Source organism: Pontibacter toksunensis (genome assembly GCF_042686245.1).
Classification (GTDB): Bacteria; Bacteroidota; Bacteroidia; order Cytophagales; family Hymenobacteraceae; genus Pontibacter; species Pontibacter toksunensis.
This window is the reverse complement of the sequence record NZ_JBHUOX010000012.1, coordinates 137,175-162,050: the sequence shown is the minus strand read 5'-3', so window position 1 is coordinate 162,050 and position 24,876 is coordinate 137,175. Positions and strand designations below refer to the sequence as shown.

Annotated in this window: 19 protein-coding genes and 1 pseudogene; 10 read left to right on the top strand and 10 right to left on the bottom strand. The window is 48.2% G+C overall.

Annotation, left to right across the window (positions count from 1 at the left end; translation table 11 throughout):
- Positions 1 to 59 precede the first annotated feature (59 nt).
- From ACFS7Z_RS16400 to ACFS7Z_RS16370, 7 genes and pseudogenes are all read right to left on the bottom strand, one after another.
- Positions 60 to 1,898: a T9SS type A sorting domain-containing protein gene (locus tag ACFS7Z_RS16400; RefSeq protein ID WP_377486770.1), complete on the bottom strand. Its 1,839-nt coding sequence runs from the start codon at positions 1,896 to 1,898 to the stop codon at positions 60 to 62.
- Positions 1,899 to 2,062: 164 nt separating this feature from the next.
- The gene (locus ACFS7Z_RS16395) at positions 2,063 to 2,284 is read right to left on the bottom strand and encodes a hypothetical protein (RefSeq protein WP_377486768.1); all 222 of its coding nucleotides are present in this window, start codon (positions 2,282 to 2,284) and stop codon (positions 2,063 to 2,065) included.
- A 163-nt stretch (positions 2,285 to 2,447) separates the two neighbouring features.
- A complete protein-coding gene (locus ACFS7Z_RS16390) occupies positions 2,448 to 2,948 on the bottom strand; it encodes a hypothetical protein (RefSeq protein ID WP_377486766.1) in 501 nt (166 codons plus the stop codon).
- Between the two features lie 207 nt (positions 2,949 to 3,155).
- Positions 3,156 to 3,317: a hypothetical protein gene (locus tag ACFS7Z_RS16385; RefSeq protein ID WP_377486764.1), complete on the bottom strand. Its 162-nt coding sequence runs from the start codon at positions 3,315 to 3,317 to the stop codon at positions 3,156 to 3,158.
- 617 nt (positions 3,318 to 3,934) lie between these two features.
- Positions 3,935 to 4,765: a helix-turn-helix domain-containing protein gene (locus tag ACFS7Z_RS16380; RefSeq protein ID WP_377486762.1), complete on the bottom strand. Its 831-nt coding sequence runs from the start codon at positions 4,763 to 4,765 to the stop codon at positions 3,935 to 3,937.
- Positions 4,766 to 4,971: 206 nt separating this feature from the next.
- A pseudogene (locus ACFS7Z_RS16375) lies at positions 4,972 to 5,202 on the bottom strand (EcoEI R domain-containing protein); the annotation flags it as partial.
- A 238-nt stretch (positions 5,203 to 5,440) separates the two neighbouring features.
- Positions 5,441 to 6,160 (bottom strand): DUF4288 domain-containing protein, encoded by a 720-nt coding sequence (locus ACFS7Z_RS16370; RefSeq protein WP_377486760.1) that lies wholly within the window; start codon positions 6,158 to 6,160, stop codon positions 5,441 to 5,443.
- Positions 6,161 to 7,040: 880 nt separating this feature from the next.
- Between ACFS7Z_RS16370 and ACFS7Z_RS16365 the strand changes: the two genes are divergently transcribed.
- The 8 genes from ACFS7Z_RS16365 to ACFS7Z_RS16330 all read left to right on the top strand — a co-directional run bounded on the left by ACFS7Z_RS16365 (position 7,041) and on the right by ACFS7Z_RS16330 (position 19,528).
- On the top strand, positions 7,041 to 8,093 hold the full coding sequence (locus tag ACFS7Z_RS16365; protein WP_377486757.1) for a hypothetical protein: 1,053 nt from the start codon (positions 7,041 to 7,043) through the stop codon (positions 8,091 to 8,093).
- Complete coding sequence (locus tag ACFS7Z_RS16360) at positions 8,094 to 8,570, top strand: hypothetical protein (protein WP_377486755.1); 477 nt, start codon at positions 8,094 to 8,096, stop codon at positions 8,568 to 8,570.
- 66 nt (positions 8,571 to 8,636) lie between these two features.
- The gene (locus ACFS7Z_RS16355) at positions 8,637 to 10,199 is read left to right on the top strand and encodes a HAMP domain-containing sensor histidine kinase (protein WP_377486753.1); all 1,563 of its coding nucleotides are present in this window, start codon (positions 8,637 to 8,639) and stop codon (positions 10,197 to 10,199) included.
- Between the two features lie 669 nt (positions 10,200 to 10,868).
- Positions 10,869 to 13,790 (top strand): DEAD/DEAH box helicase, encoded by a 2,922-nt coding sequence (locus tag ACFS7Z_RS16350; RefSeq protein ID WP_377486750.1) that lies wholly within the window; start codon positions 10,869 to 10,871, stop codon positions 13,788 to 13,790.
- A gap of 294 nt (positions 13,791 to 14,084) precedes the next feature.
- Positions 14,085 to 15,773 carry a gamma-glutamyltransferase gene (gene ggt, locus ACFS7Z_RS16345; protein WP_377486748.1) on the top strand — a complete coding sequence of 563 codons (1,689 nt, stop codon included), beginning with the start codon at positions 14,085 to 14,087 and terminating at the stop codon, positions 15,771 to 15,773.
- 139 nt (positions 15,774 to 15,912) lie between these two features.
- The gene (locus ACFS7Z_RS16340) at positions 15,913 to 17,055 is read left to right on the top strand and encodes a DEAD/DEAH box helicase (protein WP_377486746.1); all 1,143 of its coding nucleotides are present in this window, start codon (positions 15,913 to 15,915) and stop codon (positions 17,053 to 17,055) included.
- A 229-nt stretch (positions 17,056 to 17,284) separates the two neighbouring features.
- Positions 17,285 to 18,556, top strand: coding sequence for an anthranilate phosphoribosyltransferase (locus tag ACFS7Z_RS16335; protein ID WP_377486744.1), 1,272 nt, complete (start codon positions 17,285 to 17,287; stop codon positions 18,554 to 18,556).
- 78 nt (positions 18,557 to 18,634) lie between these two features.
- Positions 18,635 to 19,528: a sulfotransferase domain-containing protein gene (locus ACFS7Z_RS16330; protein WP_377486742.1), complete on the top strand. Its 894-nt coding sequence runs from the start codon at positions 18,635 to 18,637 to the stop codon at positions 19,526 to 19,528.
- A gap of 4 nt (positions 19,529 to 19,532) precedes the next feature.
- Here ACFS7Z_RS16330 and ACFS7Z_RS16325 read toward each other — a convergent pair whose 3' ends face one another.
- Positions 19,533 to 20,006, bottom strand: a complete 474-nt coding sequence (locus ACFS7Z_RS16325; RefSeq protein ID WP_377486740.1) for a hypothetical protein — start codon at positions 20,004 to 20,006, stop codon at positions 19,533 to 19,535.
- A gap of 253 nt (positions 20,007 to 20,259) precedes the next feature.
- Positions 20,260 to 21,261: a hypothetical protein gene (locus ACFS7Z_RS16320; RefSeq protein WP_377486737.1), complete on the bottom strand. Its 1,002-nt coding sequence runs from the start codon at positions 21,259 to 21,261 to the stop codon at positions 20,260 to 20,262.
- A 314-nt stretch (positions 21,262 to 21,575) separates the two neighbouring features.
- Between ACFS7Z_RS16320 and ACFS7Z_RS16315 the strand changes: the two genes are divergently transcribed.
- Complete coding sequence (locus ACFS7Z_RS16315) at positions 21,576 to 22,580, top strand: universal stress protein (protein WP_377486734.1); 1,005 nt, start codon at positions 21,576 to 21,578, stop codon at positions 22,578 to 22,580.
- 36 nt (positions 22,581 to 22,616) lie between these two features.
- Positions 22,617 to 23,525 (top strand): universal stress protein, encoded by a 909-nt coding sequence (locus tag ACFS7Z_RS16310; protein WP_377486731.1) that lies wholly within the window; start codon positions 22,617 to 22,619, stop codon positions 23,523 to 23,525.
- Here ACFS7Z_RS16310 and ACFS7Z_RS16305 read toward each other — a convergent pair.
- Positions 23,515 to 24,750 carry a glycosyltransferase family 87 protein gene (locus ACFS7Z_RS16305; RefSeq protein ID WP_377486728.1) on the bottom strand — a complete coding sequence of 412 codons (1,236 nt, stop codon included), beginning with the start codon at positions 24,748 to 24,750 and terminating at the stop codon, positions 23,515 to 23,517. The two genes, ACFS7Z_RS16310 and ACFS7Z_RS16305, sit on opposite strands and share 11 nt — an antisense overlap.
- Between the last annotated feature and the right edge of the window lie 126 nt (positions 24,751 to 24,876).

Genomic DNA, 24,876 nt, shown 5'->3' with positions numbered 1-24,876 from the left:
TGTTACTGTTACTGTTACTGTTACTGTTACTGTTACTGTTACTGTTACTTATGCTACGCTTAGCGCTGCACCACGATCTTAACAATTTGTATTTTTTCACCTGTTGTTAGGTGCGCCAGGTACATGCCTTTTACCAGTCCCTCTGCGCGTAGTTCCAGTTCATAGCGCTTGCCGCTTACGGTGGTGCCGGCGGCGATATGCTGAACAAGCGCCCCTTTCAGGTCATAGAGTTCCAGCAGGTAGCCTGTGTCGCTCTCGGTGGCGAAGGCCAGGGTGGTGCGGTCACTGAAGGCGGTAGGGTACGCCTGAAGGCCTAGGGAAAGCGGCTCCACCACAGAACTTTGCAACAGAGCACTGTTGAGGCTCCTGATGGGTTTATGGATAATGATGGAGCCCCTGTCAATGGCGTCGCAGGCCGGCGCATTGTTATCCAAACTGGCGGAAGTACAGCCAAGCTGGTTGTCGTAAACGACCTCACCTTCGGTTCCGTCCTCGTTCAGCACCCAGATTTTGAGGCGGAGCTGATCTGGACCAGTCTTCGCCCTAAACAGCCCGTCGGTGGCGGCGACAAGGTAGCCAAACCTGCGATCATCCGTGTCAGTATCAAAGCCCCGCTGGTGGTGGAGAACACCTTTGCCCCTAAAGAAGGCCCTGTTGCCGGAGATAACCAAAGAGCCGTCTTCCACGCTGGTGCTTCGGAAAATGGAGGGGCCGGACTCTAGAATCACGATGGCTGAGCCGATAACCTGCTCTTCGCTTCTATACTTTGCCACAAAGCCCCAATATATGTTTCCACCCCGGTGCATAAGCTCGTATTCTGAATTGAAGGGGGAGTCGCTCCTGCCCCCGCCGGATACGAAGCCAGCGTCGGGATGATAAACATGAACATAATGTACAGAGGTCTGGTCAGGGCAGCCCTCTTTGCCGACATAAGTGACGCTCACCTTGTAGGCGTTTGGTTCGTCAGGCCAGTTGACAGCGATGGAACCGGTGCCCTGGCCGGTGAAGTCGGTATAGGCCGAGCCGTCGATGTCGGTGATGGTCCAGGTATAGGAGGCGGCTCCGGAGTGAGGAAGGGAATAGACGGAGTTGCTGGTGCCCAAAGCAGCATTCGTGCTGCCCGCGATGGCTGCCTCAACTATGCCCGGTTCAAAATCATAAATTGTATTGTGGCCGTCTATACCAATGGTAAAGGCATCGACGTACCCGGTAAAGGCAGTACCCCAATATTCGGTAAAGGGTTCAAACCGGGGGGAGCCTATATTGAGCCGGATACCGCCAAACCCGCCACCTGAAAACTGATTCACAATTCGGGCATCAGGATACTGGCTGATATAGGAGGCTAAGGTGAGATAAATTCCACCCTTCTCCGGGTTAAGGATATGCGGCGTACCTAACCACCAGATAGCATTAAGCATATCCCATGTCTGCCAGGTTTTTTCAAGTGTAGGCCCCTGGTCCGTCAAACCGGTTCCTGCTACCCAGGAACCGGTTTGCCAGCGTGGTTCAAAAATCAAGTGGTCATCTTTCAGGCCATCTCCCGTTCTGTCTATCTGCAAAACCACAAAAATATTATCAGTATTGTTGGTGCGGCTTTGAATATAAGTAGAGTAACTAAAGTTGGTGAGGGAAGATAAAAGTGTATTATGATAAGACTCATTTCTGAAATTACCCAGGTCACCGGTCAGGGTCGTGTATTCTAAACTGCCATTGCCCAATAGAGGTTCTGCTTCTCCGGTGGTAAAGGTAGCGATGATGTCGGGGTTGCCCTGATCTACCCAGCCATCCAGATTACAATCCGTAACGGTGATAACAGTTTGGGAATAAACGCTTGTTGAAAAAACCATTGCGGCAAGCAGCAACAGTTTTTTCGGGTAGAAAGTAATTTTAGTTTCCATGTTTCTTAGATTAAAAGGTTTCAGGTTATTACCGCATCAAGTAAGAGGCACTTGTTTTATCTTTTAAGAAGCTAAACTCACTGGGGTTAGAAACAGGTGCCTGTTTATCTATCCGTTTATAGAGGTTAGCGAGGTTTGATTTAGGCGCTAAAAGGGCTTTAGTCCTACTCTGTTAAATTGATGTCTGCTACCTTGTCGCCTAAATTTTTACTTAAGTTCAAGCCTGCATCTACTGCAATTTCATAGCGTATTCCAGCGTAAACGCGAGAGATAGCAACCTTATCCACGACCAGAAAAGGGGCATTCTCAGCCGGAGAGCTAATGGCGACTAACGGGGCAGCAGCATCGGGCGCATCATCTTCACATGCCGCAATACTGAAGACCATGAGAATAAGGAGTAGCCAAGTTGTCTTTTTTTATTCCTGTGAAATAACAAGGAACACATTCAAAGCCAGCATGTGGCACAAGGGGACTTCTCTCGGAAAGCTTTACTGTTTCCTCTGCAATGGTTTGGCTTCTGTCAGAGGTTTTAAAGTATATATACTTCATCTAGAGCCAATACTCACTTTGGAAAATGTGTACATACTCGTTACTGCTCAACACACCATTACCATCATGGTCTAAGCGACTAAAGAGATAGCTTGTAAACTCTTCTTCGGAAAGCAAACCATCGTTATCAATATCCCATTCAGCTAAGAAGCTAGCTTTTTCTAAGCCCTTACTGAACTCTTTAGGTTGCAGAATATCGTCACCGTTCGTGTCCCAATCCGACCAGGTCTGGTTCTCCAGTCCATGAAACTGTACGAACCAATTCCAATCGTCCTCATCAGGTTCAATTTCCCAGTCTTCTATACCACTATTAACGCTACCATAGAAGGCTGCACCTAGCTCATTATAGTTCAGAAAGGCATCATTATTATTATCTATTTGCCCAAAAAATGCACCATTAGAAATTATCGTGCTAAAGCTGGCAAAATCTAATTCTGGCGCATGCACGGTAACAGCAAAAGAGCTTTTTGTCACGTTCTGCTGCCCATCTTCCGCTTCCACGGTGTATATATGGGTACCCAGAAAGTATCATGAAGGTATATGAATGGTTAAGCCCCAGTTTACACTGCTATTACCTTTGCTAATGCTAACCATTTCACCATCTATCTCCTGAGGTATGCAAGTGGAGTCACATTCTGGGTCTGCTGTGTACACCCGCACATCCTTTAAGGCCATGTTATCGGTGATGTTTACTTTGATTGCATTTTCTTAATATACCAATAAAGTATCATTGGCTGCCGGAGACGTGATACTCACTACAGGATGAACAGTATCAGGTTCCGGTACAATTGGGCCAAGCTCAGCACCATCGTCACATGCCGCGATGGTAAAGGCAAATAGGAACAGGAACAGCCAATTTATCTTTTCCATAACCTTTTTTTGAATTAGTTAGAAACGTATAGACGGACAACACACAGTACACATAGCCCTGGCTCTACTGTTGTTCCTTCAGCATGCGGAAAATCAGAATGTATGAAAGTAATTTACTTTACAGGGGAGTAAGCAGAAGATGATGCTTTCGAATCAGGTTAACTTTGCAGTTCTAAATTTTAGATTCAAAGTAGGGTCAGAAGCAGCTTTGGCCGGTATCCTTGCAGGTGGACGATACCCGAATCAAAACCTGTTTAATAAGATTTTAATGGAGTTTTTTTTATAAAACTTATAACATTAAATAGTGGTTCCTCCTGCTTCTTCGCGTTTAATTCTCTATATATACTATGTTATGGTTTTGTTGAATCATCTGCCTTCAGGCATAGTTATTGTCAGAGCAGCGTCATTATTGTCCGGAAAAATGCTGAAAGAATCTTCCCAACAGATTATATAGTTTAAATTTAGCCTGCTCCAAAGCAACACCTTTGTGCCGGTTTTATTCATTTTCAAAGAAGGTCAAGGGGTGAAGTCAACCATTTACCTGGATGATATAAATATACAATGCAGCTGCTGCTAATGCATTGTAAAAATCAGACATAACAATTTTTACTTTTACTTTAACTTATTGAGCACACTGCTTTAATGAAATGTCCATCAAAACTTTGATCGGTGGAGAGGTATTGATTAGGAGAATGGCCAGTGAAGTCATAAAAGTCTTTAATGAAATGCGATTGGTCGTAAAATCCGAATTTATATGTCACATCGAGCAGAGAAGCCTCTGGATTTAGAAGCAGATAATTCATAATTGCCCGGAAGCGTATAATTCGGGCATACAGCTTCGGAGTCAAGCCTACCTGCTCTGTAAATTTCCGGGTAAGTGTTCGAGCGTTTGCTCGCTCCCGGACTGACAATTCACCTATTTTAACCTGTCCTTGCGTCTGCAGAATATATTGTACCGCCATATCTACCTCATTTGGTTTGATGAATTTGTCACGGAACAGCCGCCTCAAAAAAATCTCAAGCACAGACAGTTGCCCCTTCTGATTTTTTTCATCCAGGAGTTGCTCAGGCAAGAACTGGCAATCTGGAATAAGGTCATCAAGCCGAAGGTAAGTATCATTGAAGACATCTGCCGATTCACCCAATACTTTTTGCAAGGCAGTCGGCTTTAATACAACCATATAAGACTGACAGGTTCTGACCCTCAGCCACCACATTTGGGTTGCCTGTCCGCACAGGTAAACACCGTTAGTGATAGATTGAACTTGATTAAGTTGTATGCACTCCAGTTGTCCCTTATTGTCTTCATTCATAACAACCATAAGAGCAGGCACTCCGCGAGGAAGGGTGGGTATAAGGCGGCTATCCTTAAATTCGCTTTGACCAAACAAGTAACCACTCACAAACGGCGCTAGTTCTAAAGGTGCAGGCGAAGTTTGTAGAATCATGGCTCATTTTAAAAGGCAACATACACTTAGTAAATCATATAGTTATATACGAGGTTGCCAATTTCTTACCTCCTTAAGGAACAGCTTTTGGTATCATTTTATGTGTATGTATAAATATATTGTTTGATGTTACCTAATTCCTGAGGTAAGACAAGTATTCACAATAGATTGAAGTTCCAGGAGTGTCCGGTTTTGTCGCCGTTGTTGGTGTTATCCTTGGCTTCGTTGTTAGCCACCATGGTTGATCTGTAGAACAGCACATAATCCGCTCTTTTATGCTTACCCCTCGTTTACTTCTGCCCCCGCACAATAGTTCTGCCATCGGTAAAGGCCCACTCTTCTCTTACTTGTTTTTGAATATACCAGCCAGCCGCTACAAACGCAGGCGTAATAAACTTCGTGCAGATGTCACGCTCGGAGAGGGGCTTTTTTGTCAAGCATGTTTCCAAGTGGTGTTTCAATATTCAATATGCTTTTTGTAATATTCTTATCAAAATCTATATTGTAGGTGAATTATAAGTAGTTGTGCTCATGTATATTGTCTTTGCAAAAGATTAGGGATTAAGAGTTTTTACCAGTCATTACTCCCTAGTAGACCTTCTTAAGCCCGGCTATTTTAGTGCTACCACTACATCTTTATAAGTCCGTTATGGCAGCAACTTCATTTTCTATTATTTATTCTTTTGAGCGGTAGGGCAGGAGCCATTCGTCTCCTGGTTTCATCCTACGGTCCTTTCTTTCAGAATACAGCTCTATCCCGTCTTTATCTAAGTCCTTAAGTTCACGGGCATACATTTCCTGGATGTCGATGATTTCCTCAAACTTAAACCAGACATACCTTTTGTCACTGTTCAGGAAAGGTTCTTCCTGCTTTGGCAAAATATCCAAGGCCTTTTTCTCTGCCTCTTCTTCATTCTTCGCTTTCAGCAAAACAATTCTTTCTTCATAAGTTTGTAACCCGCTGGTAATTCCTTCGATCAGAATGGCGTAGCGTGCTTTGACTGCGTAAAATAAATCCGGCTTTTCCTCATTATCTTCTTCTGATGTCAGCCGCTCTACACCCTCCATTTCCTTCACCCTAACATGATGCACATACTCCTTTTCCTTAAGGTCGTACACGTCTTTCATCTTCATTTGGGCTTCCAAGAGCCGCGGTTCTGTCCGTTTATTAGCCAGTTTGATGTTTGTAAGCGTAAAATCTTTTTTCAGACTGGCGTATTGCTGCTGCAGGAATTCCCGGATAATAGCCTTCCTTTCCTCGGGAGGTATTTTCATGAAACCATCTGTAACGGGGTATTTCATGACTATAGCTACTGTCGCTAGTTTCTCACTACGCCTGGCCTCTTCCGGGCTTATTTTCCATTCGCTTAGTATCTCATTCATTTCTTTCATCATATCGCTCATGCAGGGTAGGCAGGTGCTACTACAGCTATATGTCTTTCTTCGCCGTTCTTGTTGTTTTCATTCACAACTTGTTCAACTGTAGCGCATTTTCATGAATAGCAGTGAGGGCACGTAATCCTTATACTGGTTTCGGCGGCAGCGCCACAAAATTCGTTGGGAACTTTCCAGGTTTTGTTTTTAAAATCAATAGCCGCCCTGAGTTTGGCGGCTGGGATAGTATGCTTAGCTAAGTAATGTACCCGGTTTTTTCAAAGGCTTCAGGTAGAAGACTTAGTATATGCTAGAGAGAAAACGCATTGTTATTCTTGACTCTATTCATTCGGTAGGAAAAGCTCCTGCCAGGCAGGCTCCGCTTCATGTACTGCTTTCAACACCAGCAGCATAGGGGCATAATGGAGCAAAGGCATGCGCTGCAGCCGGCTAAACGTGTTTACCTAAGTAGTTCTTTTCACTCTATAGCCCCAATAACAGCGCTCTGCTCAACAAGAAGGAGTTATTTATAAAATTAAATCTATATTCTATAGTTTTTTTTATATAATATGCGTATAATTTACTATATTGTTTAAAGTATAATACCAGAAGTAGCAGCTTCCTGTTTTAGGACAGCCAGCTACTTAGCCGTGCATGGTGTAACCCCCCTGCTCCTGTAATCCAGCATTTACAGGAGCTACAGCAAAAGCACGCATTAAAAATGAGACTTCGTTTACCGGCTTTTGTCTTGGTATCTGTTTCAGCATACAGACTACCTTATCCATAAATTTTTAGACAGCAGAAATATCCGGAAATAGAACTTTAGCACAGCACCTATAGATTTGGATCCGCTTCTGATAAAAGAAAAGGGTCCTGATGAATTCATACGTACCGCACACAAATGAAAAGAATCATCTACCGGGTCAACCAACAGCTTAGGCAATGTATACTGAAAGGTATACCGCCAGCGCTGTGTTTTATCTTTTTTCTTTCTGTACAAGCCTATAGCCAGAGCAACACCCAAATCAGGGGCTTTGTAGATGTTTCCGCTGTTTACTCCAATGACAGGTTGTTTTTTGCTTTAGGGGAGCAGGACCTGTTCATCACTTCTGACATCAGCGACCGGGTGTCTTTCCTGGGTGAAACAGTTTTTAAGTTTGATCCTTTCTCAGCCACGCGTTTCTCAGTGAGTGTCGAACGTGTTATAATAAGGTACAACATTGCAGGCAACCACAATGTACTGGTGGGGAAGCACCATACGCCACTCAATTACTGGAACGATACCTACCACCACGGCAGGGCTTTCTTCCCGACAATTTACCGGCCTTTGATTTTTTCAACCCCACTCTTCCCCATCCATACCACAGGCATCAGCCTGCAGGGGCTCAACCTGGGGCCCATGAAGTTCGGCTATGACATCATGTTCGGAAACGGGCTCGGCGCATCAGACGTGTTCGATATCGACGACAATAAATCAGTGACGCTTGCCCTGCACATAAAGCCCGTGGATAACTTACGCATAGGTGTTTCTTATTACCGCGATGTTTTTAACAAGGGGGCTAAACTGCACGGCGGCCACATTCTGGGCTGGCGGCTGAAAGAAAATTTAGTGACCGCTTCCGTAGCCAGCTTTGGGGAAAAAGTGGAGGTGCTGGCAGAAAGTATGGTGGGGATTACGCATACAGATTCCACAGGGTATAAAAGGTCCATTTCATCTTATGTGTATGCGGGGTATAAAGCCACTGAAAAGGTGATCCCCTATGTCCGCTATGATCAGCTCCGTTACCAGGAGGGAGAGTTAGGTTTTGCTAATAACAACACGGCTTCCTACCTGGCAGGCATCAGGTACCAGATAAATTACCTGGCAGTTATAAAATTAGAATATCAGCATCAGCGCTCAGAGCTGCTTCCGGATGTTAACCTGGTTTCCACTCAATTTGCTATTGGTTTCTGAATGAGGAGTGGCAACAAAATATATAGCCCGGTAAGGCAGTTCGCAGCGAAGCTTCTGGTAACTTTTCTGTTCCTGCTATTGGCCGCACAGGCCCATGCGCAGGATACGCTTGCTGCCATAGCACACGAGAAAGGAGCACCTTCCAGCCTCTCCAAGAACGAACTGAAATCTGTGCTGTTGGGAGAGCGGCAGCGCTGGAGCAATGGTACGAAAGTGGTGATAGCCCTGATGAAAACCAACAACGAACTTGGCGAAACGATTAGCAGGAACGTGTTTAACATGAAGCCGGACGAGCTAAATAAACACTGGCTTGCCCTCGTCTTCCAGGGGAAGGCCTCTGCTCCGAACTTCTTCAACTCTGTTTCAGAACTTGAAAGCTTTGTCTCCCAAAACCCGGGCGCCATTGGTATCACAAATCAGCCAGTTAGCTTACCCAATATCAAAACGATAACTGTAGACAGAAAAGAAACACTGTGAGCACTCCCCACACCCTGTTTTACGTATAATTAATTGTTTACTTTTTACATGAAGTAGCAGATGGTAATGAATCTTAAAACTAAGATATGGCTGACAGTTGCTACTATTGTGCTCTTGTTCTCGTTTTTTACCTTGTATTATTTCCCTGACCAGCAGGCAAAGCTTTTACTCCGCAATTACAACAATGAGGTACAGCACCTGGCCAATACGGTGGCCTTGGGTGTTAAAATAGCCATAACTGAGCAAAACTTTGAAGGGGTGCAAACTGCGATGGAGTTCGTGAAAAGCGACCCGAGGCTGGAGTTTATCAGCATGCTACAAACCGATACTACCTGGAATGAAGCGCATACGTCCTACACCACCACTGAAAAGCTTTTCAAGACGTACCCGGAAAACAACCCGTACAGCCCTGCCGCTGTCTCGGATGAGAACATTATCGTGAAACGTTCTCCTTTTGAAAGCTCCCTAATGTCGGGCGCGATACTGCTGGGTTTTTCGACCGATGTTATCAATTCCAGTGTACGGAAGATCAAGATCACATCGCTCCTGGTAAGCGGGGTAGTGTTTTGCATTGGCATCATCATTGGTTTCTGGCTGTCCAAAACTATTTCTGACCCGGTGCTGGCCCTTCGGAATGCCGCCATACGGGTTAGTGAAGGAGACTTTAGTGCCAGAGTGAAGAATAACTCCGGTGATGAGATTGGGGAGCTTGGCAAGTCGTTTAACCAGATGGTGGAATACCTTGCCATCACCACCCGGAAGCTGAAAAGAGCCAACCTTACTTTAGCCTCCACCAACGACACGCTGAAGAATACGGTACAGGAACTGAAGGTGACCCAGGACCAGCTGGTTCAGAAAGAAAAGATGGCTTCTCTTGGTGAGCTTACCGCCGGCATTGCCCACGAAATTCAGAATCCGCTCAACTTTGTCAACAACTTCTCTGAAACAAACCAGGAACTGATCGAGGAAATGGTGCAGGAACTGCAGCACGGCGATACAGCCGAAGCCATACTGCTGGCCAACAATATCAGGGCAAATGAAGAGCGGATATTAACGCACGGAAAGAGAGCGGACAGTATTGTGAAAGGGATGCTGCAGCACTCCAGGGCAAGTACAGGCATAAAAGAGCCTGTTAACATCAATGCCCTGGCAGATGAATACCTGCGCCTGAGCTACCATGGCATCAGGGCGAAAGACAAATCTTTTAATGCAAAAATAAAAACAAAGTTCGATAAGAATATCGGGACCATTGAAGTGATACCCGATGACGTGGCAAGAGTTCTTTTAAACCTGTACAACAATGCCTTTTACTCTATCCTGGAAAAAAAGAAACTGCTCCACGACAACTATGTGCCCGTAATAGAAGTGACGACAAAAGACCTGCAGGATAAAATTGAAATCTCCGTTAAAGACAATGGCCTCGGCATTCCTGAAAAGATACATGATAAAATCTTCCAGCCCTTTTTCACCACCAAACCAACGGGACAGGGCACAGGACTTGGCTTGTCGCTGAGCTACGACATCATTACAAAAGGCCATGGTGGTGGCTTAAAGGTGAACACACAGGAAGGAGAATATGCTGAGTTCATCATTCAGTTACCATACGCTGTTAAAGGAGAACTGGCATAAACAGGTATTCTTCTTTCATTGTATTTGTACCACCTGCACCAAAAGCAAAAGAGGCTGTCCCAAAACCAATTAATTTGACCAGGCACTACAAGAAACAGGTTCATCATCTCTTACAAAAGAGGCTGTTTGAAATCGGGGCAGCCTCTTTTATTTTGCTTACACAAGGGCTCCGGTCACTTAGAATAGTCTAATAATACTAAGTTGCCTAAAGTTCCTTTCATGAATGAGCCTTTTCTATTCGTCCGCACGGAGTGAAGCTGCTTCCAGTCTTTGGGTTGAGCGCCTGGGGTAGGGGCCCTCTATTTGGAGATTTTTAGGTGCCGCAGCAGCGGCAGCGCACTGGCGCAGAAAAACTCCAAATAGAGGGCCCCTACCCCCAAGACGAGGCCTCTCGGCCTAGAGAGCACAGAGCAACTAAGATGATACAGTAGATTTGATGCCGCTGGATAAACTATAACTACGGCAGCTTAAAGCATTCTTATGGATTACACTTTATGAGATTTTGTAAGATTAATCTCCTTGTTGAAGTCTGTTTCATAGGAAGCCAGTAGCCGAAAAACCCATGCTTTTTCATGAATATACCCATCTGATGAACTGCTGCCCGTGCCTCAATTTTTTACGTGAGGTGGCAGTTCTGAAGAATTCGTGCTATGTTTGATGACAGGCAAAATGGAAGAGCAAAAACAAATTTACGAGCCGTTTGTAGCGGCAAAGACACACGAGGAAGCCTATGCCTGCTCAGCAAATGTTTCCAAAGAAAGAACAGCCCCCTTGCCCGCCAATACAATGCGCATCATCGTTATAGGCAAGCACAGGTACTATAACCTCTTCACAGCACAACTGGCAGAATGCCGCTTCAGCAGCACGGGGGAGCTCAGGAGCCCGCTCACCATACTGCAAACGCTTGATCTGGTCTGGCAAACACAGCAGCCGGAGGAACTGAAATTCTACGCTGCTGTCAGTAAGCTGCAAACCTTCTATGAGGCTTCGGGCACAGACCTGCAGGTGTTGCAGGCACTTGTCCGCAACCCCTTCCGGTATGCGTATTATCTCCATGATGCTGCCATTACAGAGAAGATAACACCCCGGTCTATTTTCCCCGTTCAGGTAAGCCAGCCTAAGATAAACTGCTCCATTCGCGTCGACCTGCAGGACGGGCTGTACACAGTCAGCAGTGACCTGTTTATCAGCGGGGCTTATTTCCCCTTAAGTCGCATCACTACCCGGTTTGATTATTTTTTGGTGGTGGAGGACAACTGGTATTTCTGCGTTAACCCAAACCTGCTGCAGACCATTGCTTACTTTAAGCGGCACGGCAACGGTATTACCTTGCCCCATGCCTCCTTTATGGAGTTCCGGTCAGACGTGCTGGCGGAGATGGAAAAACATGTGCCGGTAGATCACACGTACTTGGAGCCCGCCACACCAGCACAATACGTGGCGGGTGGCTTTGACCAAACTCCTGAAAAACTGATTTACCTCTCTGGAGTGGAACAGTATGTGAGGCTGAACCCAGTGATGAAGTATGGGGAGGTTGAGATTCCTGTACTGACGAGAAGGCAGATACTTGCCGAGGACAAATCGGGACGCCTGTTCGGCGTAGCACGCGATGCGGAGGCAGAAGATGCCTTCACGGCCCTGCTGCTAAAACAACACCCGGACTTTGAGGAGCAGCTGGAAAGCCCGCTTTTGTACTTTTACCTGCACAGGCACCGCTTCCTGGAAGAGGATTGGTTTCTGGATGCCTTCGAAGCGTGGCGGAGCCAGGGCATTACGGTGCTCGGGTTCAACGAACTGAAAGGAAACAGGCTGAACCAGCACAAGGCCAGCGTTTCTGTTCAGGTGTCGAGCGGCGTGAACTGGTTCAATGCCAAGGTAGCCGTTCGGTTCGGCAGGAGCAAAGCCTCCCTGAAGCAGCTCCAGAAGGCGGTAAAGAACAGGAGCAAGTATGTGCAGCTGGATGACGGCACAATGGGCATTATGCCGGAGGAGTGGCTCGAACGGCTGGAACGCTACTTCCAGGCAGGCAGGGTGGCCGATGAGAAAACCCTGCACATACCGAAGGTAAGCTTTGCCTCGCTCTCAGAATTTTACGAGGCACACATGCTGGCGGATGACGTAAAAAAGGAAATCAGCCAGTACGCGTCACAGCTGTCAGATGTAGCCTCTATCAGACAAGTGCCCGCCCCTGCAGGGCTTTTTACGGAGCTGCGCCCGTACCAGCAACTGGGTCTTGGCTGGCTCCTGTTTCTGGATGGGTTGAACTTTGGCGGCTGCCTGGCAGATGATATGGGACTGGGGAAATCCGTTCAGGTCATCGCCTTTATGCTGCACTTAAAAGAAAAGTTTGGGCAGAGCACCCACCTGCTGGTAGTGCCAACCTCGCTCCTGCACAACTGGGCAGCCGAGCTGCAGAAGTTTGCACCGTCCCTGAAACTGCTGACGCTGCACGGCAGCGACAGAGAGAAAACCACGGATTCCTTCGCTGGCTACGATGTGGTGATGACCACCTATGGCACCCTAGTTTCAGACATCGCCTACCTGAGGGAGTTTATGTTCAGCTATGTTTTCCTTGACGAGTCACAGAACATCAAGAACCCTGCGTCACAACGTTACAAAGCGGCCTGCCTGCTTCAGTCCCGGAACAGGATCGCTATATCCGGCACTCCCCTGGAGAACCGTACGTTTGATATTTACGCGCAACTCTCGTTTGCCTGTCCGGGACTGCTGGGAACGAAGCAGTTTTTCAGGAACACCTATGCTATCCCCATTGATAAGTTTAAGAACAAATGGAGCGCCGCCGCATTGCAGCAAAAAATAAGCCCTTTCATTCTCAGGCGCACCAAAAAGGAGGTGGCAAGCGAGCTGCCCGAAAAAACAGAGGTGGTGCTATATTGCGACATGGAGCCTGAGCAGCGCAACGTGTATGATGCTTATGAAAAGGAGTTCAGGGAGTATGTATCGGCAAGCGGGGAGGATGAGGTATCCGGAAATGCCATGCACGTGCTCAGGGGCATCACGAGGCTCCGCCAGATTTGCAACTCGCCGCTGCTGATAGGGGAGAGTGTGCCGCTGGCAGCTTCCTCCGCCAAAATCAGGGTGCTGCTGGACCAGGTACGCACCATTTCCCGCCAGCATAAGGTGCTTGTCTTCTCCCAGTTTGTAACCATGCTCGACCTTATAAAGAAAGAGCTGGTAAAAGAGGGAATCAAACACGCTTACCTGACAGGCGGTACCAGGGACAGAGGGGAAGTGGTGCGCAAGTTTCAGGAGGATGAGCAGACCCGCGTGTTCCTGGTCAGCCTAAAGGCAGGCGGCACGGGGCTCAACCTGACTGCAGCGGATTATGTGTTTCTGGTGGATCCCTGGTGGAATCCAGCAGTCGAGAACCAGGCCATTGACCGCTGCTACAGAATCGGGCAGAAGAAGAACGTGATTGCCGTGCGCCTTATCTGCCCGGACACGGTAGAGGAGAAAATTATGCTGCTGCAGCAAAGCAAGGCCAAACTCGCCACTGATTTAATCAGTGCGAATGAGCCTGTCTTTAAAACGCTGAAAAAGCAGGATCTCCTCAGGCTCACCACCCCCTGACCTATGCCTTTGGCCGTTCCCCTCTTTTGTGGCTGCTGTTACTACACCGAACTGTGTACTGGTAACGGTGTTGCAGAAGATAGAAAGATGTTTTCCTGTAGGTGGGCAATACCGGGTGTTGAAACAAAAAATAACCTGATTTCCTTTCCATACCATACCTTCTCTCTTTCAGGCACAGGAAACGCGCTACTGCCATACTTCAGCCTCCACTTGTAACTCAGAGGGCAAAATCTTTCAGAAAAACTTGATGAAGGCTGATTTCCGTAAGTCTCTAAGAGACAAGAACACTTTTCAATGATCAAAAAAATACTCATTCCTTTCATACTATTACTTACAGTTGGTTGCCAGGACAGAGAACTGGATGAAGTAGGCCTTATAACAGACCAGGCCATGGTGGTATCGGCGCACCCGCTCGCTTCTGCTGTTGGAGCGGAAATCATGAAACATGGGGGAAACGCAGCAGATGCGGCCATTGCCGTTCAGTTTGCCCTCGCCGTTGTTTACCCTGACGCAGGAAATATTGGTGGTGGTGGCTTCCTGGTGCTGCGCCAGCAGGATGGCACCGTCGATGCGCTGGATTACAGGGAAGAAGCGCCTGGTGCGGCCCACCGGGACATGTACCTGAATGAGGCGGGGGAAGTAATAGAGGGCCTGAGTGTAAACGGGCATTTGGCAGCGGGTGTGCCTGGCACAGTAGACGGCATGGTGCAGCTGCATGAAAAGTATGGGAGTATGCCGTGGGAGACACTGGTGCAGCCGGCAGTGTCGCTGGCAGCAAAAGGCTTTCCCCTGACCGAAAAGGAGGCAACAAAACTGAATGAATACCGCGAAAACTTTATCACATACAGCAGCAGAAGGCCGGAGTTTATCTTGAAGGACAAGTGGAGGCAAGGCGATACCCTCCAACTGCCGGACCTGGCCAAATCGCTGGCAAGGATACGGGACAAAGGCAGGGCCGGCTTTTACGAGGGGGCTACGGCGCAGTATATCGTGGATGAAATGAAAAGAGGAGGGGGCATCATCTCTAAAATGGACTTGGCAAACTACCGCGCCATCTGGCGCGACCCGCTTACAGCTCAGGTAGGAGAACATACCGTCATTTCCATGCCACCGCCCTCCAGCGGCGGAATTGCCCTGATTCAGCTGTTGACTATTTCAGAAAACTATCCTGTTGGGGAGTGGGGGGTAAAAACAGCAAAAACAGCCCATTTTAAAATAGAAGCTGAGAAACGGGTATACGCTGACCGGGCAAAGCACCTGGGAGACCCGGATTTTTATGATGTCCCGGTGGAGGGTCTGCTGGACAAGACCTACATCAAAAACCGGATGCATGACTTCTCCATGGAAAGCGACACAGACAGCGAGCAAGTGTATGCCGGGGAGCCTGCACTTGCCGAAGGGGCCCAAACCACACATTACTCCATAGTGGATCCGATGGGGAATGCCATCTCTGTTACCACCACGCTGAACAGTAATTTCGGTTCTCTTGTGTTTGTGGATGGCGCAGGCTTTTTACTGAATAATGAGATGGACGACTTCAGTGCCAAACCGGGTTATCCTAATTCCTACGGGCTGATAGGTGGGGAAGCCAATGCCATCGCGCCTGGCAAGCGCATGCTCAGTTCCATGACCCCGACCATACTGGAGAAAGAAGGAGAGCTATACATGGTGGTGGGCAGCATGGGCGGCTCCACCATTATCACAACCGTTTACCAGATCATCATGAACGTGATTGTGCATGACTTGCCCATGCAGGGCGCTGTAAACAAAGGGAGGTACCACCACCAGTGGGAGCCCGACTGGGTGCTGACGGAGCTGGGCGCTCTGGGGCCGGTTACTGGCTTGCGCCTGTGGTTAATGGGGCATAAAATAGCTCCGAACGTGAACGGAATCGGGAGGGCTGCCGGCATACTGGTGCTGCCTGATGGCAGGATGGAAGGAGGCGCCGACCCAAGGGGAGACGATGCCGCCGCAGGTTTTTAACCGGTGATTTGCCTGCTGCTTGTTTTGTTTGTTGGAGAAGGTATCCGCAGTGCTCTTTCGGAGCTAAGCTGGGAGAACATTATTAGCCCTATCTTTGTACACAAAAGCACCAGCTTTATCACCTAAATTCAGGCATACCATGTCATTTTCATCTTTAGGCTTGTCAGCCCCCCTTTTGAAAGCTGTAGCCGAACAGCAGTACACACAGCCTTACCCTATTCAAAAAGAAGCGATTCCTGCTGTGCTACGGGGGAGGGATGTACTGGGCATTGCCCAAACGGGTTCCGGTAAAACAGCAAGCTTTGCCTTGCCTATCCTGGAAATGTTCCAGGGGAAAGACCCCATTAAAAACAGGTATGTGAAGGTCCTAATTCTGGTGCCGACAAGGGAGTTAGCCATCCAGATTAATGAGGTGTTCCATGCCTTCAACGCCAGGCTGCCCCATAAGGCGAAAACGATGGCCGTGTATGGGGGCGTTTCCATTAACCCGCAGATGATGCAGCTCAGCGGCACTGAAATACTTATTGCTACCCCTGGGCGGTTGCTGGACCTGGTTTCGCACAACGCAGTGAAACTGGCAGAGGTAGAGACGCTGGTGCTGGACGAAGCAGATAAAATTCTGAGCCTTGGCTTTAAAGAGGAGGTTGATAAAGTGTTTGCTCTCCTGCCTGTAAAACGCCAGAATGTTCTTTTCTCCGCAACACTAGGGGAGGATGTCGAGGCCATGGTTACAAGGCTTCTGTCAAACCCCGTGAAAATTCAGGTGGAGGCAGAGGCCTCTGTTCCTGAACTTATAAAGCAGGTAGCTTACCATGTTGAAACCGGGAAAAAAGGCCCGTTGCTCCGTTACCTGATCAAGACCGGCAATATGCAGCAGGTATTGGTATTTACCTCTTCCATCAGAACAGCCAATAATATCGTAGTTAAACTAAATAAAAACGGGATTGAAGCGGCTGGCCTGCATGGGGAGAAAAGCCAGGGCGCCCGGACGGAGGCGCTAAAAAAATTCAAAGCCGGCAAAATAAGAGTCTTAGTCGCAACTGACTTAGCCTCGCGGGGCATCGATATTAAGTTACTGCCCCACGTGATTAACTATGAACTGCCACGCTCCCCGAAGGACTACGTGCACCGGATAGGCAGGACCGGGCGTGCTGCCTCTGAAGGGGAGGCAATATCCTTTGTAACACCGGAAGACGAGCATCACTTTAAAATTATCCAGAAGAAAATGGGCCAGCGAGTCCCCATGATCCAAACAGATGCCCTCGACCTGGCGGGGTGTTAAAGAAATACTGGTTATCTTGTCATATTTTTCGGCAGCCCAAACAGCAAAATAAATACTGTGGTAGTCATTGGTGCCAAAGGGGAAAATCCTGTTTTGCTCCAGATAGATTTCTCCATTTGGTAAAATGACGTGAACATGTAGTTGTTGAAGGCACGCAACCGCGGCGAATGAAAAGCATGACGGACTGCTTCAGCAACATTTGCGTAAATCTCACTGACAACTCTAAAATATGAAAGCAGCATATACACTACAACATAACCCGCTGGTAGAAGGCATCAAAATCATCGGGATAGGCAGGCACGGAAGCAAGCCTCTGCCAGAGCCCTTGCTCCATGAAATTGCGGCATACCTGCAGTTTGCGCAGGAGGTGAGTGCTATTCAGAAAGGAGCCTTTTATGGCGCTTTGCTTGCAAAAGGGCCTACCCACACAGAACAGGAACTACTGTTGCCTTCAAATGGGCAAACTAATGCTTTTAATGTGGTTGAACTCTATGACACCCTCTGCGCGGATACACCCGCTGAAATGAAAGAGACAGGAGTGAAACTGCTGCAAAAACAAACCTTAACGGAAGCGGAAGCAGAGAAACTCGGCCAGTACCTTTTTTCAGCGTTGCCCGGCGAAGCGTACAGGGGCATGGCAGCCAGTATGCTGCGCATCCGGTACGAGACAGATGAAGAATACTATGGCCTGATGAAAGCCATTGAAGCCACCTATTCCCCCGGATTCCAGGAACCAGTAGCATTACCCGGCACTACTGTTCAGTTGGCAGAACCGTTCGATGGCGTAGAGCACTCCTATATGCTCACGCCCTTACTGGCGCAGGCTTTACAGGAAACAGGGTATCGTGTGCTCGTAAATATGGGAACATCGGCAGGCCCCAAGCTAAGCCTGAACGCGCTGGATTTATACAAGGGGCTGGAGGGACAATTTCTCCAAGCCACAAAAGAACTGCAGGAAGAGGCGCCTGTTTTTGGCTGGGCCTTAGATCAGAAAGACTTATCGCCCGCTTTGGATGAGTGGGTAGAACGCAGAAGAACTATTTTCAAACGTCCTTTCCTGGCTACTCTGGAAAAAGTGCTCAATCCATGCCGAGCGGAAATTCTGATAACCTCCGTCTTTCACATCACATACATGCAGAAGATGATACGGCTGGCAGACATGGCTGGCTTCAACGGCGTCATCGTCTTGAAAAGAGGTTTGGAAGGAACGCTGGCTCCATCCTTAGCCAAGGCAAGTGGCATTTTATGCGCTGCCCGCCAACAGGGAGGAACCTTCGTTACCCAAACCTTCGAGGCGGATGAGGAGCGCTTTGCCTCATTCCGGGCAGAGGCTGATGACCTGGTGGAGCCACTTGACCTGGAGACGAACTTGGCGCTTGTGCGCCAGTATGCCCAACAGGGTTTTACAACAAACAACAATTTTGACAAGCGGGTGGGGCTGGCCGTTGCGCTGTTTCAGGCCGGCCTGAAGTGGATACAGGAAAACAGGCAGGCGGGGTAATTATCTAAGGGGAAAAGTGGCACTTTATGTTTTTGATGCCGTATAGCTGACCGATAATACGCAAAAGAACCTCTGAACATGAAAATACTGCAGGGCGGAGCACCGAAGTGCGGCAACTTCTGGCTTTACCAGATCATCCAGCAAATCCTGTCCCGAACGGGCCGCGATACCACCACCTTCATACAACAGCACCCCATTTACGAGCTGGCCAAAACCTGGGACCTGAACTACCCCAGCCAGGCCAGCATAGATGTGCTGGAGATTACGGACCTGCAGTACTCCTACCGCATCAGCAGCATTTTCAGAATGCCCGTTACTGATATAGAAGACTACCTCACCAGGACAAACCACGTCTGGACACACTCCCCGATCTGTAAAAGAAGCGGCGAACTGATGCGCCTGTTCGATAAGAAGGTATACATTGTCAGGGACCCGAGAGACCGGGTCATCTCCGCCTCCAAATACTATTGCTCAGAATACATGCTGAAGTATTACCCGCAGGAGGAGAAAGATCCGCAGCAGTTCCTGGAGAAAAAATTTGAAAAACTAATGCACGAGTGGGTATGGCATGTGTTCGACCATCTTCGCCTTCAGCGCGAGTACAACATCCACATCTCTTTCTATGAAGGCTTCCTGCTCGATTTCCAGCAGGAACTGGAGCGGCTGCTGCATTACCTGGGGGTAGAACTAAACCAAAGCCAGCAGGACGAATTACAGGAAGCGATGAGCTTTGCTGCCCTAAAAAGTAAAAACCCGAAGCACCTGAAGAAAGGCCAGTCCGGCTACTGGATGGACCAGCTGACAGACGAGCAGGTAGAAAAAGCAGACATCATTGCCGGCCCCCTGATCCGTTTCCTCCAATACCCCGGTCAGAAAGGGCAGCCGATGACCTTCTCACCGAATCCCGCACACCACGATTTTGAACAGCTGAAACAGGAAATCATCGCATCGCAGGAGGCGCTGTATGCCTGACCACCTACCAAACCCCCAACTGCCTGCCTACCGTCTTGAGCTGCCCTATGTGATAGCCGGTATGGTGCAGTGTAGTTAGAGCGGCCCAGGAGAGGGTTAGCCCATTTGCCTGTTTCTGAAATAGCGGCGTCTCAGGTTTTGCTATCATGTCTATCATTTCCTGTAGTTCAGACTCATAGTCGCTGATGGCACTTTCCCACTCTTCCTTTGTCTCCGGGGTATGGTTTTCCGGCCAGTGCGCATCCGGCCACACGTCGGGGTTGTTTTCAGGGTCCTTCATGAAGTTGAGCAGCGTATGCTGGCGTGCCTTTATGTGCCCTAAAAGTACCCATGCAGAGAAATGGAGGCCATCCAGCATAACCCCGGCCTTCTTATAGTCAAACTCCTGCAGCAGGATGACATTGGGGGCGAAGCCGCCTTTCAGTAACACAACCAGCTGCTCTCTTAAAATACTTTCTGCGTTTTGTTCAAGGGTCATTTTTAATTCTGCTGCTTTACAAATGTTCATGTTATCAAGAGTTCTGAAACGACAACACAGCCATAATGTTCCTTAGCAGGTGCAGGGAATTCTACAGCATAGCGCCTGAAGGAGGATTTCATAACTCAGACAGCAGCAGTAGGAGGGGACAGTTATTTTGAAGGAACCTTTCACTGGAACTGACATGAATTGGTGCCTCATCCTGCCACTGAAAGACAAAGTTGGAGTAGATAAAGTATAACTGAACTCAGCTTCATGAAGAGTGGGTTCTTTTACTTGATTTTGCTACAGCAGAGGTTTCAACGCGAACTGCTTTGCTTTTGTTGATACTCCTCAGGAGCAGCACAGCGCACATAATGGCAGTCAGGTTAAACAGCGGGATAATGATAACAACCGGAAACACATTGTACCCTAAAAGCGCCATCGCAATAACTTTAGCTGTTAATGCCGTCATCAGGATGGAAAGGAAAACAAGGTATACAGGTGCCAGCAGGTAGCCGGCGTCGTATTTATGGACAAGCAGCCTACCCGCCACAAAAGCCGCTGGTAACAGAATACCTAAATCCAGCCCCTGTACTACCAGGGTCGTGTAATGCTCTACCTGTAGGGGAACAACAACGCCGTCGGCCAGGGGCGGTACTATGATACTCAACCATAACAAGCCAATCGCAACTGCTGCAATCATCAGGAAACCACCTGCCAGTTTAACTGGAGTATGGGCATGGAAGTACGTGTTGGTATTTGCTGACGGGAGGGAGCGCAGCGCAAGTATGAAACCAAAGAAGCTGGCAGCAAGCAAGGCTACGTAAACCAGGAACAGGGCATTGTACATGCCCATAACGGTGTAAAACAGGTACGTCACCAGGAAGTAGCCTATGGTGCCCGTCAGCAGGTAGCTGCCTGCCAGAGAGCCTCTCCGTGACAGCACCAGCGAAAGCAGCAGCAGGGGGATGCCGATGAACAAGGTCACTACATCCTGCGCTATACCCTGTGGCGCCACTTCCGCTGACATGTGCTGGTACAAACCTTTTCCGTAAATCAGCACTTCCTGCCCCCGGATAGAGGTGTAGGCATAGGCTCCCGGTCCCTCCTCTGTAAATATGCCAGTTGCTGTAGCAGCCAGGGCTAATAAAGAAATAAGCAACACCAGAACGGTGATGGTCTTTGCATGCCTCATTTTAAACCTCCTTCCATAAATGCCCGAAGCACTTCTTTTTTCCTGTACTTCCGCTGGCCCTAATGTTAACTGCCTCATCAAAATTGAATAATGGTAAGTAATTTAAAGTTGAGCCTTTTTCAGGCATTAGGATATGATGAAAGTCATCCGGCAGCCTGACTTTTCTCCTGTGTAAGGGAAGGAACGTTGGCTAAACTAGCTACAGAATCAGGAAACCTGGTTTGCGAAAAGACCCTTCTGCTGCAGAAAACCCTTGACAGAGGAAGGTGAGAAAAATCAATCTTTATGCTGACGTGCATTATCCCCGATGATGGCTATATACCCTTTCTTTGTGATGTGAACCAGTTGGTTATGAAGCGGCTGGAGAAATTTAAGATTAAGAACCTGAAATTATGAGAACCATTTTAGTACCCACCGATTATTCTCAGAATGCACATAATGCCTTGCTTTATGCCATAGAACTGGCGAAGGCAACGGGATCAGGCATCGTGCTGTTTCACGCATTTTACCAGCCGCTCTCTTACCCCTACCACATGAATTTTACCACTGTGGTGCATGAGCTGGAAAGAGAGAAAGCAAAGAAGCTGGAGGCGAACGTACATGAGGTCCGGGAGAGTTTGTTTGCAGACTTCTCGCTACGCTTCCTCACAACTGTTCCGGCAGCTACTGCAGAAGACAATGACATTCACAAAACTAAAAGCGGGTACCATGCCGTGTCCATTGACCTGGAGCCGGCGGAAAAAGCCAGGCTGAGCATTAAGTGTGTGTGCAAGTATGGCTTTGGCTTCGATGAGATTCTGAAAGCGGTTGATGTGCACCAGGCAGACTTGGTGGTGATGGGAACAAGGGGAGGAGGTGGGTTACAACGGGCTTTGCTCGGCCGTACCACAACAGCCGTCATCCGGGACGTGCAGGTGCCGGTGCTGGCTGTTCCGGGGAATGTGAAGTTTGATGGGTTGAAGTCTATTGTTTTTGCTTCCGATCTTTCCAAGTTGCCAACTGCGCAGGTGTTCGATTCGCTGCGTGTGTTTGTGAAGTTCTTCAGAAGCAAGCTGCAGGTGTTGCATTTATATAAAAAGGATATGCGGCAAGACCAGCAGGAAAATGCTTTAGCGGCTCTGTATACTTTAGATAAGCACCTGCACGACATCGACTATGAGGTTGTTTTCCAACAACGCAATGATCCTGCCGAGGCAATTCAGGACTTTGTAAGGGAAAAAGAAGCGGACCTGCTCGTGTTAATCCCCCAGAAGCACTCTTTCCTGGAGACGCTACTGAACAAGAGCATTACCCAAAGACTGATGGTGAACGCCTTTGTGCCTATTCTTGCTTTACCCGCAGTGAATACACAAAGCAACAACATACTGCTGGAGAACCTGACCGAAGTACAGCTTTAACACGCGCATACCTTTCTGAACTTTAACCTGCACCAGATGAAAACATTACTTGTTCCTGTCGATTATTCAGAGGCTTCGCTTAAAGCGCTTGAAACAGCCTTGAACCTGGCATCGCGTATACATGCAAAGCTGTTACTGTGCCATGTGTACCAGACCCCGGTATATGCTGCTGAAGTACACCACCCGGTGTATGCCCTGCCTTTGTATGAGACAAAGCAGGATGCACTGGCAAAGCTAAGGAAATTTGTAAAACGCGTTAAGAACGACCCTGAGGTTGATGTGCCGGTAGCCTATACCGTAGTGGTAGGAAGCGTGGTAGAAGGGCTGCTCGAACTCGCCCAAAAGCGAAAGGCGAGCCTGATAATAATAGGCACAACAGGACGCGGATCATTGGAAAACAAACTGTTTGGGTCCACTACAAAGCATCTGGTGAAGCATGCGTCATGCCCGGTGCTGGCTGTTCCACAGAAAGCCCGCCTCAGCCCGGTGAACAGGGTGGTGTATGCTTCTGCACTGGAGCCTGGTGAAGCAGGCGCCCTGGTGCAGTTGTCACAGTTAAGGCACTTGTTCAGCTCTGCCTTAACACTGCTTTATGTTGATTGCGGGGACAAACAAAGCCAGGTGAACATTGACATCAGAAAGAATGAACTGCTGAAGGATCTTCCCGATGACACCTACACTTTCTCCCAAGTTCGATGTGACAAGGTAGCGGAAGGCATTGTGCATTTTGTGCAGGCTTACAATGCTGATCTATTAGCCTTTACTGTGTCCAGGCGTGGCTTCTGGAAAAATATGATGCAAAGCAGCACGACCAGCAGGTTGCTGGAGGAGCTTAACCTGCCGATGTTAGCGTTCCCTCAGTATCCGGCACCAGCAACAGGATTCATGCCCGATGAACAGGATGAAGAGCATGCCGCTATGCAGGAGAAGCCGGTTAAGCCCTGATTTCTTCGCCTTTGCGGGGATTGTTATCCAGCGTCTTTCCCTTTTTCTTATACTGCAGCGCGAACATAAGGACTAAGAGTAACACGGTACCAACACTGTAGACAGATAGCGCCTGAAGGTACCCGTAGACGGCGGCACCTGTTACGTCACGTATAGTTGCCCCAATCAGGAAACAGGCAAGAATAAGCGCTGCCTTTCCTGCAAGGGAGAAATTCTGGTAATTGTAAACCAGATACATGATGCAGGGGGCTGTAAATAAGAAAGCATTCTCGCTGGTGAAAGCAAAAAGAGGTACCAGGGCTATCAGAAAGGCAAGCTCCGGCACTTGCTGTTCTCGCAGTTGGCGCCCCCACCTGTTAAACAGCAGGAACAAGCCTCCTATCAGAACGAGCAGTACGAATTGGTATACTTTGATGGCTGCAGCGCTTGTTAAAGCATACTGTACCGGCGTGTAACGCGCCAACACTGAAAAGATGGTGTGGTTCCCTTCCGTGAGCAGGCGCTGCTTTGCTTTCAGTTCAATCGTCAGCTCTTGGAACCAGCTCAGGTATAGATGTTTGAAAGCAGGCAGGGAGGGATAAAATAACATAGGCAAAAGCCCCAGCAGCAGTATAAATCCCACAGCGTAAAAGATTGTCCTGTACCTTTGCTTCAGGAGCAGGTAAGGAAAGAAAATCAGCCCGAAGGGTTTGATAAACAGGCTTGCCGCCAGCAGCAGCCCAGCTACAACAGGTTTACCGTGTACCAGGCCCTTCATCATAAAAATATAGAGGCCCAGCAGCAGCAGGTTCACCTGGCCCAGGTGCCACTCCCGGTGTAAGTGTACCGCAACAGCAAGAAATGACAGCAGCAGGACGATATTCTGCTTCCTGTTATCAGAAGCCAGACCATCCTGAGGTAAAAGCATCCTATAAAAGAGTTGAAAGGCAACCCCTGTTAAAAATGTCAGCAGAACCCAGTACAGCACCTTGGCTACAGAAAAGGGCAGCAACAGGAAGGGAATGAAATAAATGGCGGCTGTGGGCGAGTATTTATAAACATAATGCCCGTCAGTTGCTATTCTGTAGAGCGCCTCCCCCTGCATCAGGCGGGCAGCTGTTCTGTAATATACCTCCAGGTCATGCATCCGGAGGCGTTCATTTATTACCTCCCCTGTAAGTAAAACAAAACTTATACTTCCTAAAAAGAAAACCCAGGTGTACTTGGAGTGGAGGAGCTTGTTCATACAGATTGGTGTCCATGGCCAGGTTCATTTAAAAGCGCAGGTGAAGGTATTTGTTCAGAAGAAAAGCCTTGTGCAGAACCTGCTTACGCTGATAATTTACTCTGTTCATAACAAAAGCCTTTCTGA